General features: G+C 62.6%; 12 protein-coding genes. 5 read left to right on the forward strand and 7 right to left on the reverse strand.

Annotation, left to right across the window (positions count from 1 at the left end; translation table 11 throughout):
* Window positions 1-189 precede the first annotated feature (189 nt).
* Both ACODSV_RS34750 and ACODSV_RS34755 read left to right on the forward strand, forming a co-directional pair.
* A complete protein-coding gene (locus ACODSV_RS34750) occupies window positions 190-657 on the forward strand; it encodes an RNA methyltransferase (protein WP_003210674.1) in 468 nt (155 codons plus the stop codon).
* Window positions 658-725: 68 nt separating this feature from the next.
* A complete protein-coding gene (locus ACODSV_RS34755; RefSeq protein ID WP_024074050.1) occupies window positions 726-1,076 on the forward strand; it encodes a YgaP family membrane protein in 351 nt (116 codons plus the stop codon).
* 86 nt (window positions 1,077-1,162) lie between these two features.
* Here the strand turns inward: ACODSV_RS34755 and ACODSV_RS34760 are convergent, their stop codons facing one another.
* Window positions 1,163-2,383: a hypothetical protein gene (locus ACODSV_RS34760; RefSeq protein ID WP_150056546.1), complete on the reverse strand. Its 1,221-nt coding sequence runs from the start codon at window positions 2,381-2,383 to the stop codon at window positions 1,163-1,165.
* 13 nt (window positions 2,384-2,396) lie between these two features.
* Window positions 2,397-2,846, reverse strand: coding sequence for a YcgN family cysteine cluster protein (locus ACODSV_RS34765; RefSeq protein WP_024074048.1), 450 nt, complete (start codon window positions 2,844-2,846; stop codon window positions 2,397-2,399).
* 288 nt (window positions 2,847-3,134) lie between these two features.
* On the opposite strand from ACODSV_RS34765, the gene ACODSV_RS34770 reads away from it, so the two are divergent.
* Window positions 3,135-3,728, forward strand: coding sequence for a nitroreductase family protein (locus ACODSV_RS34770; protein WP_024074047.1), 594 nt, complete (start codon window positions 3,135-3,137; stop codon window positions 3,726-3,728).
* Between the two features lie 48 nt (window positions 3,729-3,776).
* On the opposite strand, the gene ACODSV_RS34775 is transcribed toward ACODSV_RS34770, so the two are convergent.
* The 5 genes from ACODSV_RS34775 to ACODSV_RS34795 all read right to left on the reverse strand — a co-directional run bounded on the left by ACODSV_RS34775 (window position 3,777) and on the right by ACODSV_RS34795 (window position 8,434).
* Window positions 3,777-4,709: a D-2-hydroxyacid dehydrogenase gene (locus ACODSV_RS34775; RefSeq protein WP_024074046.1), complete on the reverse strand. Its 933-nt coding sequence runs from the start codon at window positions 4,707-4,709 to the stop codon at window positions 3,777-3,779.
* A gap of 107 nt (window positions 4,710-4,816) precedes the next feature.
* Window positions 4,817-5,110, reverse strand: a complete 294-nt coding sequence (locus ACODSV_RS34780; RefSeq protein WP_024074045.1) for a YcgL domain-containing protein — start codon at window positions 5,108-5,110, stop codon at window positions 4,817-4,819.
* Complete coding sequence (rnd, locus tag ACODSV_RS34785; protein WP_150054414.1) at window positions 5,107-6,240, reverse strand: ribonuclease D; 1,134 nt, start codon at window positions 6,238-6,240, stop codon at window positions 5,107-5,109. Before rnd ends, ACODSV_RS34780 begins: the two co-directional genes overlap by 4 nt.
* 122 nt (window positions 6,241-6,362) lie before the next feature.
* Window positions 6,363-6,962 carry a class I SAM-dependent methyltransferase gene (locus ACODSV_RS34790; RefSeq protein ID WP_024074043.1) on the reverse strand — a complete coding sequence of 200 codons (600 nt, stop codon included), beginning with the start codon at window positions 6,960-6,962 and terminating at the stop codon, window positions 6,363-6,365.
* Window positions 6,963-7,063: 101 nt separating this feature from the next.
* Window positions 7,064-8,434: a glutamine synthetase family protein gene (locus tag ACODSV_RS34795; RefSeq protein ID WP_150054413.1), complete on the reverse strand. Its 1,371-nt coding sequence runs from the start codon at window positions 8,432-8,434 to the stop codon at window positions 7,064-7,066.
* A 490-nt stretch (window positions 8,435-8,924) separates the two neighbouring features.
* Here ACODSV_RS34795 and ACODSV_RS34800 point away from each other — a divergent pair, with 490 nt between their 5' ends.
* Window positions 8,925-9,698 (forward strand): transporter substrate-binding domain-containing protein, encoded by a 774-nt coding sequence (locus ACODSV_RS34800; protein WP_024074041.1) that lies wholly within the window; start codon window positions 8,925-8,927, stop codon window positions 9,696-9,698.
* A 50-nt stretch (window positions 9,699-9,748) separates the two neighbouring features.
* Window positions 9,749-10,588 (forward strand): cache domain-containing protein, encoded by an 840-nt coding sequence (locus ACODSV_RS34805; RefSeq protein ID WP_024074040.1) that lies wholly within the window; start codon window positions 9,749-9,751, stop codon window positions 10,586-10,588.
* Window positions 10,589-10,682 lie beyond the last annotated feature (94 nt).

Here is a 10,682-nt window from a genome sequence, read left to right on the forward strand (position 1 = left end):
CTCCTGCAATATCTGATACACCGCATTTTGCTTTATTGGGGCTGCTGCGCAGCCCAACGCGGGGCAAGCCCGCTCGCCACAACAAACCTGCTCGCCACAGTAGGCCTGCTCACCACAGAAAGCCTGCTCGGCCCAAAGTCGTCTCCATTGCCCGTATAATCGCCGCTTTTATCCAAGGCACCCTTCCCCGTGGGCAATAAACGCTACAGCTGCATCGGTCTGTATAACCCAAAATCCCCCGAAAACGTCGGCTCGGTGATGCGTGCCGCCGGCTGCTACGGCGTGGCCTCGGTGTTCTACACCGGCAAGCGTTACGAGCGCGCCCGGGATTTCATCACCGACACCAAGAAGGTCCACCACGACATTCCGTTGATCGGTATCGATGACCTGAAGAAGATCCTGCCGCTCGGTTGCATCCCCGTCGCCGTCGAGCTGGTGGAGGGCGCCCGCCCGCTGCCCGAATACACCCACCCCGACCGCGCGCTGTATATCTTCGGCCCGGAAGACGGCTCGCTGGATAAAGAGATTCGCGACTGGTGCGAAGACGTAATCTACATCCCGACCACTGGCTGCATGAACCTCGCCGCCACTGTCAACGTGGTGCTCTACGACCGCCTGGCCAAGGGCAATAACACCCGCTCGGGGCCCAAGTACTGATTTTTCGGGAACATCCGCCGCCTGCAAACAGTCAGCTGCATATCACTAGCCCTTGTTGGAGACAGATCATGAGCGACAGCAAATCCCTGCGACCCATAATCGAACACACCCCTTTTGAAACCCGCCCCACACAGAACGTGCATGGCTGGGAACGCATCGGCTCGGTGGCGGGTGGCGTGATAATGGTTGGCAAAGGCCTGCGTCGTGGCGGGATTTTCGGGCTGATTCAGGTGGCCATTGGGGGGGTGGCACTGACCCGTGGTTTTACCGGACACAGCACGCTCAAGGACAAGCTGGAACAAGGTCGCCAGGAAATGAACAGCGTACGCACCAAGATCGAACGCGCCGGTGCAGAGCTGAAAAACCTCAAGACCAAGGCCGAAGTGGCGGCTGAGAAGGCTACAAAAACCGCTGGGTGATCCAAGCCTTCGGTATGGTGGGGATCCAAATAAATATGGGAGGGGCTTGCCCCCTCCCACATGTTGCTTGATGCATGGCTCGGATTTCAGCGTAACAACTTGCTGTCGAGCACCACCGACGATTCGCCGATGATGCTCTCGGCCAACTGCACAAACTCCGCGGTAGTGATGCTGTTCGCACGCATCACCGCCTGGGCCAGGTCATCGAGGGAACGCTTGTTGTGGGTTTTCACGCGGATCTCGCGGTCCAGCTCCTGCATCATCACCACGGCCCGCGCCACGATCGCTCCGCTGACGTGCTCGCCGCGCAGGCTGGTGACGTCCTTGCCTTCCTTGGCCAGCCTGGCCTGTATCGCCGCATACCGTTCATCGGTGATGCCTCCGGCACGGCGCACCAGTTCAATGGCGTAGTACTCTCCCAGGCCTTCGCTGATCCAGTCACTGGTGTCATGGTCGTTGAAACGGCCAATCGCCTGCACCACTTCGCGAATCAACGGGCTGCTGCCATTCTCGCTGACCAACGGCGTGCGGCTGTTGAGGTAGATCGAGTCGCGCGAAGAGAACACACCCCGGCGCATCGGGTCGCTGGCGCCGACCACCAAGAGCTTGGCGGGATGGCGTGGAAAGGCGGCTTCCACTTGCGGCCAGACGAAGGTCAGCAGCGTCAGCACATCCATGCGGCGCATGGCCTGGCCCTTGGGCGAGGCCACTGTGACTTCGGTTTCGCCCAGGCGCACACGGCGGCTGCCCAGGTTGCCGGCGAGCATCCAGCCAGTGGGGCGGTCGAACAGGCGTGAAACGTTGTCAATGCGGAACTTGTTCTTGCCAATGCGCGGCCAGGCGGTTTCGACGCTCTTCCAGCCGGCCGGCAGCTCGAACGCCAGGCGCGACACCAGCTCGACGCCATCCTGCTGGTCAAGCCGCGCAGTGGGCACCAGGTCTTCACCGCGAAACAGCGCCCAGCTCGGCGTCATCCGTGTGTCATACAGGCCCGGCTTGCGTGCGTGGGTGAGGCGTACGCGGTAGGTCAGGCTGGCCTTGTCGGCGCTGGGCTGCCACACGCCACGGTGGCCACTGACTTTCCATTGCCCATCGGCCTTGAAGTCGCTGTAGTCGCCGTCATGGCCCAGGTCGAAGTTCAGGCTGCGCACCGCCGAACCCTGGGACAGGCTCACGCGGACTTCGGCCTGATCGCTCAGGGGCAGCAGCTTGACGTGATAATCCAGGTCGACTTTCTTCGCGCACCACGCCGGCATGCTCAGCGTCAGCAACACCAGGCTTGTCGCCAGCTTGGTTCCCACGGTCATACACACTCCTTTTTCAGCCGGCGCGGAAGATCAGGTAATCCTCCCAGTCATCTTCGGGCACGCTGCCTTCGCTGAGCATGCGCCCCGACTGGGAAATGCGTTCGTGGTGCACGGCGTCGCGGTCGCCGCAGACCAGGTGGTGCCACAGCGGCAGGTCCTTGCGCTCGCTGACCAGGCGATAGCCGCAGGTGGGCGGCAACCATTTGAACTGGTCAGCCTGGCCCGGGGTGAGCTGGATGCAGTCAGGCACCGAGTCGCGGCGGTTGGGATAGTCGGTGCACTGGCAGGTTTTCAGGTCCAGCAGTTTGCAGGCGATGCGCGTGTAATAGACGCTGTTGTCGTCTTCGTCCTCAAGCTTTTGCAGGCAGCACAGGCCACAGCCGTCGCACAACGACTCCCACTCCTCTTGGTCGAGCTGCTCAAGGGTTTTGCGTATCCAGAAGGGTTCGACTTTGGCGGCCATGGCTCTACATCAGTATCGGAATGTGAAAAGGCCGCCAGTCTAGTGCCCATGGCCCCCGCGGCCAAGCGCTTACGACTGGCGGTGTTGCAAGACTTGTCAGCGACTATTCATCGCAGTAGCTTTGTGGGCCGCAAAGGCCCCGTGTCGTGAGCCATAAATGCGTGACCGCATTGCCCCGATGCCCTATGGAGCCTTGAAAAAACCTTCGCCGAGCGCATCGGTGCGCCGTTTTTTTGAATCTGCGCCTGCCTGTCCAACCGTCCCCATCATCGTCGTCAGGAACTGTTCATGAGCACAAACCCACGCGTTGCCGATTACCCGATCCACACCCAGTTCACCGAACGCTGGTCGCCGCGCGCCTTTACCGGTGAAAGCATTCCGCAGGAAACCTTGCTGAGTTTCTTCGAAGCCGCCCGCTGGGCGCCGTCGGCCTACAACTCGCAGCCATGGCGCTTTCTCTATGCGCGCCGTGACACGCCGGACTGGGAGCGTTTCCTCGGCCTGCTGAACGAATTCAACCGTGGCTGGGCACAACATGCGTCGGCCCTGGTGATCATCGCCTCGAAGACCGACTTCATCGCCCCCGGCGCCACGGAAGAAACCCCGGCGCTGTGGCACACCTTCGACACCGGCTCGGCCTGGGGCCACCTGGCGCTGCAAGCCAGCCTCAGCGGCTGGTACACCCACGGCATGGCCGGCTTCGATCAGGAGCTGACCCGCAAAGAGCTGAAGATTCCTGAGGGTTACGCACTGCATGCGGCGGTAGCCGTGGGCAAGCTGGGCGACAAGTCGACCCTGCCTGAGTACCTGCAAGGCCGTGAAGTGCCGAGCCCGCGCAAGCCGTTGAGCGAGCTGGTATCGGAAGGTGACTTCAGCCTCTGAAACTGTGGGAGGGGGCTTGCCCCCTCCCACATTCTTTCCCGCGTCAGGTCAGTAACCGCGCTCGAAATCCACTTCGCCGCGCAAGGCCTGCTTGGCCTGATACGCGCGCACGTTCTGCACGAACAGATCCACCATCATCCGTGGCGAGGTTGGCGCCGAGCTGTGCCCGGTCAACAGCAGGCCCCAGGCGGTCCAGAACGGGTGGCGTTGCGGCAGCGGTTCCTGGCGGCAGACGTCGATGACCGCGCCGGCCAGGTGCCCTTCCTTCAAGGCCTCGACCAGGTCGGCATCGACCACGGCCACACCGCGCCCGACGTTGATAAACAAAGCGGTCGGCTTGAATTGCTTGAACAGTGCCGCGTCGTAGAGGTCATGGGTATTGGGCGTGTTGGGCAGCAGGTTGATCACATAATCCGCCTCCCCCACCAGGCGGCCCAACTGATCAGGCCCGGCCACTTCGATAAACGGCGCCTGTTCCCGAGCGGTGCTGGCGACGCCGTACAGCTTGACGCCAAACGGCACCAGGAACTCGGCCACGCGCTGGCCGATATCACCGGTGCCGACGATCAGCGCCGTGCGCCCCGCCAGGCTCTGGCCCATGCGGTTGTCCCACTTGCGCTCGACCTGGCTGACCAGGCGCGCCAGCACTTCGCGTTCATGGCCAAGCATGTAGGTGAGGACGAACTCCGCCATGACCTGGCCGAAAATGCCCACGGCGCGGGTCAGGCGATAGTCGCGCGGCAAGCCGTCGGCCAGCAGCGGCGTAATGCCGGCCCAGGTCGACTGCAGCCACTGCGGGTGATGGCCTTGGCGCAGCAGGGTCGCCAGCAGGTCCGGCTGGCCCAGCCACACCGGGCAGTCGGCGGCCAGGCGCGACAGTTCGGCCGAATCGCCGCTGGTCAACACCTCAAGGTCAGGGGCCGCTTCGCTCAGCAACTGGGCGTAGAGCGGGTGATCCTGTTCAGCAATCAGAACACGCATGGTTCAAACCTTTCAAAAACAGTGCAGACGGCCGCCCGCTTCCCTACGGCCACCGCCCACTCATACGATTGCGTTGAATACGGTGCCCTGGACAGGGCACTGACCGATCACATCGGATCGTTGCGTCGCAACAGCTCTTCGGGCAAGTGCTCGATGTACTCGTCCTCGGCCGGCGGCATTTGCAGGTGGTAGCCCTGCTTGTCGAGGTTTTCCAGCACGACAATGATGTCTTCGCGCGACAGCTTGCGCTCCGGCGTCAGCACCATGTCGAAGGCGTGGTGCGGCTTGCCGAACGCAACCATCAACGGCTCCGGCACGCGCTCCAGAGCGTCGCTTTTCAGCACGTAGAGGTACATGCCGTCTTTTTTCAAGCTGCGATAGATGGAGCAGATACGTTTCAAGGCTGTTCTCCGGCAGTGGCCAGGCTGTCGAGCAGCGCCTGGCCCATCAACTCGCGGCGCCAGCCACGCAGCGAGTCTGGCAGTTTATAAGGCCCATCGGGGTAGCCACTTTTGACCAGGGCTTCGAGGGTTTTCTTGCGCAGCATCAGTTCCGGCGCCATGTCCAGGCGCTCGGCGAACGCCTGGCCGAGGGCGCGCAGTTGCTTGATCAGCGTGGCGGCGTCCACCGGCAGCGGTTCAGCCACGGCGGGCGGCCATTGGTCCATGGGCACGCTGCCGGCACGCTTGATCAGGTCCAGCAGGAACTGGCCGTCCTGACGCACGGTGCGCGGGTGCATGTCTTCGATTTTGCCCAGCGCGGCGAGGTTATCCGGCTGGGATTTGGCCAGGGGCCACAACGAGTGTTCGCGAACGATGCGATTGCGTGGCAGGTCGCGGGCACGCGCTTGCTGCTCGCGCCAGGCACACAGCTCGCGCAATACGGCGAGTTGGGCACGGGACAATTTCCACGCCAGCTTGGCCTCGCGGTACACCTCGTACGGGTCGACTTCGCGGCGCAGGTTGGCCACCAGCTCGGCGCCGTCTTCCAGGACCCAGGCGTATTTGTCATCCGACAGTTGCGGGCGCAGTCGGATGTAGACCTCGGCCAGGTGCACCGCGTCTTCGGCGGCGTAGCTCACCTGGGTCTCGGACAAGGGGCGTTGCAGCCAGTCCGAGCGGGTCTCGCCCTTGGGCAGGTCGATGTCGAGCACGGCTTGCACCAGGCGTGAATAGCCCATGGAGAACCCGAGGTTCAGGTACGCCGCGGCCAATTGGGTGTCGAACAACGGCACCGGCAGGCTGCCGGTCAGGCGCAGCAACACTTCCAGGTCTTCGCTGCACGCGTGGACCACCTTGATCACTGCCGGGTTTTCCAGCAAGGCCGCCAGGGGTTGCCAATTGTCGATGGTCAGGGGGTCGATCAGGTAAGCACGCTGGCCATCGCCAATCTGGATCAGCCCGGCAATGGGATAAAAGGTATCGACCCGCATGAATTCGGTGTCGAGGGCGACGAATGGCAACTGCTGCCATTCGGCGCAATGCTGGCCGAGGCTATCGTTGTCGCAGATCCAGTGAATATCGATGGCCACACGGCTCTCCCTTGAAGAATGGCGCGCAGTATATATCGCGAAGGGGACTTGCGAGCACCCGCAGTGCACACGCAACCATGAAAACTCCGACAGGACGTGAAGAATAGTCCGACAGAATCGAATTATCCTTTCTTGCGCAGTACGTAGACCCGCCACAGGCTTGAGCCCGGCAGGAACTCCTGGTAGCTCAGGACTTTAAAGCCGGCTTCGCGGAACTCGCCCTCCACACGGTCACGGGAGGCCACCGACACGATCACCGTGTCGCGACTGACCCGATGAAACTCGCTCAGCAATGCCAGGCGCGCTTCGCTGTTGGGTACATGGCGAAACAATTCCAGGCAGAAAATGCAATCCACTGCATTTGCCGACAACCCGATGGAAAACGCCGAACCCTGGAAGGTCTTGACCCGTTTGAGCAACGACGCCGGGTGATGGGTGCAGGCATGGTCAAGCATGCCCTGGGAGTTGTCCGAGGCCAGGATCACCCGGTTGACGTGCTCGGCCAACACCGGCCAGAACCGCCCCGAGCCACAGGCCAGGTCAAGGATCAAGCCGGGCTCGCCAGCGACTTTCAGCGCCTGGCGCACCAACCACTGGTCGCGCCACGATGCCAGGCGCCGACGCAGCCCGGGCGGGCGCGTGTCGCCGCAGACCCTGGCATGCTCACGGTCGCAGCGTTCGGCGTATTCAATCTCGATCGAAGAAAGGGGTTGTGACGACATCACAGGCTCATATGAGTGAAACAGTAGTGAACGACCTTGATTCGCAGCTTACCCATCGCAACGTGAAAAAAAGGTCGAAGGCGCCACTACCGTCAATCCGGTCAGGCCTGATGCAGATACCAGCGCCAATCCTGCTCTCCCACCTCCCCCATGAACTGCCGGTACTCGGCGCGCTTCACCGCCAGGTACACCCCCAGAAACTCACGGCCAAACGCCTCCTGGGCCCAGCTTGAGCCTTCGAGTGCGCGCAGGGTGGTGAGCCAGTCGGTGGGTAGCAATTCCTGGGCCTGGGCGTAGCCGTTACCTTCCACCGGGGCGCCGGGGTCGCGTTGTTCGCGGAGGCCACGGTGAATGCCGGCCAGGATCGCGGCAGCGGCCAGGTAGGGGTTGGCGTCGGCGCCGCAAATGCGGTGTTCGATATGCCGGGAGTGAGCCGGGCCGCCGGGGACGCGCAGGCTGACGGTGCGGTTATCCACGCCCCAGGTGGCGGCCAGGGGGGCATAGCTGTTGGTCTGGAAGCGGCGATAGGAGTTGGCGTTGGGGCAAAACATCAGCAGCGAATCGAGCAAGGTGCTGAGCATGCCGCCCACGGCGTGGCGCAGCAACGGCGTACCGTCGGCGGCGTCGCTGGCGAACAGGTTGTTGCCGTCGGCGTCGGCCAGGCTGACGTGCATGTGCATGCCGGTGCCCGCCAGGTCGTCGAATGGCTTGGCCATGAAGCAGGCCGTCATGCCGTGCTGATGCGCCACGCCCTTGACCAGGCGTTTGTAGCGCACCGCCTCGTCCATCGCTTGCAGGGCGTCGTAGCGATGCTCCAGGGTGATCTCCACCTGGCCCGGGGCGTATTCGGAAATCGCCGTGCGTGCCGGAATGCCTTGCAGCTTGCAAGCGCTGTAGAGGTCGGCCAGAAACGGTTCGATCTGCTCCAGCTCGCGCAGGCCGTAGACCTGGGTCGAGCGCGGCCGACCGCCATCCACATCCCGCGCAGGCTGCGGGCGGCCGTGGCTGTCGGGTTTCTGGTCGAGCAAGTAGAACTCCAGCTCTGCGGCCATCACCGGGTAGTAGCCGTCGGCCTTGAGCCCGGCGATCACCCGGGCCAGCAAATGCCGGGGATCGGCCACGGTCGCGGGCAAGCCTTCGGTGGGGTGCATGCTGACTTGCACCGCTGCCGTCGGAATCAGACGCCAGGGCATGGGTTGCAGACTGCCGCTGATCGGGTAGGCGCGACAGTCGATATCGCCGACGTCCCACACCAGGCCGGAATTTTCCACGTCATCGCCGTTGATGGTCAGGCCCAGGATCGTGCTGGGCAACGGGCGACCGCTTTCATACACCGCCAGCAGTTCGTCGCGATGCAATAACTTGCCGCGCGGCACACCATTGTTGTCGAGGATAAACAGCTCGAACATCTCGATGTGCGGATGCTGTTCAAGGAAAGACTGGGCTTCGTGCAGGCAGGCAAACACACTCATGGGGTTTCTCATACGGTTGCGTCAGGCAGGCGCACAGGCGCCGCCGGGCAGATGCGCACACGTGTGCGTCATCCATGGGGAGGGTCAGCGTAGGAGAGGGGTATCTGGTGGGCGCGCATGTCGGCAGTGGAACAGGGCCCAGAAAGCCAGTTCGGAGGGTAACGCCTCGACATCGGTGGGACCGCTCGGCGCACACGCGCCAGGCAAGGTCTCGAGGTAAGTGTCGGGGGAACCGTCCATGGGTGAATCACAGTGAGGGAGATGCCCGGCAGCGTCACATGCCTTCACAGGCGGTTAAATTCAGGCTTGACGGAGTTTGGTTGCGCGTTGGCTAAACATTCGCCCCCCTGCTGCGCGTCGCCCTGGAAGAGCGAGCTTGCCCGCGAAGGTCGTTAACGATCACGCCAGTAGCCAGGCTAAACTCAGCGCCCTTGAGTTCTTCGCGAGCCAGCTCGCGCCTACAAAAAAACGCCCCCGAGGACAAGATCGCATGAAAGCTTCTCTAGCCCTGTGTGTACTGGCAAGCGTGACGACCAGCGCCCTGGCCGACACCCCCTCCTCGCGCCTCGACGACGTGCTCCAGCGCGGCACGCTGACCGTCTGCACCACCGGCGACTACAAGCCCTACACCTCATTGCGTGCCGATGGTGGGTATGAAGGCATTGATATCGCCATGGCCGAATCCCTGGCCAAGAGCCTCAATGCGCAGATCAAGTGGGTGCCTACCACCTGGAAAACCTTGATGCCGGACTTCCTCGCCCAACGTTGCGACATCGCCGTGGGTGGCATTTCGGTGTCGCTGGAACGCCAGAAAAAGGCCTTCTTCAGCCAGGCGCTCGGCGTAGACGGCAAGATTCCGCTGGTGCGCTGCGCGGACGTGCAGCGCTACCAGACCGTCGAGCAGATCAACCAACCCCAGGTCAGGGTGATCGAACCGGCAGGCGGCACCAACGAAGTGTTCGCCCGCGCCCACCTGGGCCAGGCGCAGATACGCCTGCATGACAACGTGACGATCTTCGACGAACTGCTCGCGGGCAAGGCTGACGTGATGATCACCGACGCCAGCGAAGCGCGTTACCAGCAGAAGCTCAAGCCCGGACTGTGCGCGGTCAACCCCGAGCGGCAGATGCAGTACAGCGAGAAAGCCTTCCTGCTGCCCCGCGATGATGTGGCGTGGAAGAGTTACGTCGACCAGTGGTTGCACCTGAGCGTGGCCACCGGGGTCTACGATGGCATCGTCAATCAATGGCTGGCGGCGCCCTGAGCCACAGCCGTCTAAGCTGTGGTCACATCAATAAGAATGAGGGATGGGTCATGAAGGGACTGCTGCGCATCACCTGGCTGCTGCTGTTGGGTATGAGCCAGGTGCACGCCACCACCACTCAGGATGAAGACGCGCATGCCGCCAAGGCCCTGCTGGAAAAAGCCTTGGCTTACTACCAGAGTAATGGCGACAAGGCCTTCGCAGCCTTCAGCCGCCAGGGTGAGTTTGTCGACCATGACCGCTACGTGTTCGTGGTCGACACCCAAGGCGTATTGCTGGCCAGCGGCGGGCCCTCCTCGGCCTTGATCGGTCGCGATGTGTCCGAGGTGCTGGGGCCGGATTTGCGCCAGTCGTTCAAGGACGCGCTCAAGGTGCCGGAAGGCCAGGGTATCCAGCAGGCCGACTACCGTTGGCAGAACTGGAACGACGGCAAGGTCGAGCACAAGCATGTGTTTTACCAACGCGTGGGCGAACGCATCGTGGCGGTGGGTTACTACCTGCCGCGGGCCACGCCGGAACAGGCCCGGGCCCTGCGGGACAAGGCAGTGACGGCGCTGGTCAAGGATGAAGCCGGCACGCTCAAGGCGATCAACTCGTTGCAGGGTGGCTTCCTGCAAGATGATCTCTACGTGTTCGTCGTGGACCTGAACACCCAGCGTTATGTCGCCCATGGCACCAACCTGCGACTGATCAACACCGACTTCAGCAAGATCAAGGACCCGGATGGCAAGCCGGTGGGCGAGCCGATCCTGAAGATGATGGCGGAGCAGGGCCAGGGTGAATACAAATACCGCTGGAAGAATCCGGTGACCAATAAGGTCGAACACAAGCATGCGTATGTGCGCAAGACCGGGCATTTCATGGTGGCGGTGGGTTACTACAGTCCCTGAGGGGACTTGAATGGTAAGTCCCGCTTGCCCCCCTGTGGTTGTGGCGAGCGGGCTTGTTGTGGCGAGCGGGCTTGCCCCGCGTTGGGCTGCGAAG

The organism is Pseudomonas sp. FG86 (genome assembly GCF_057808775.1).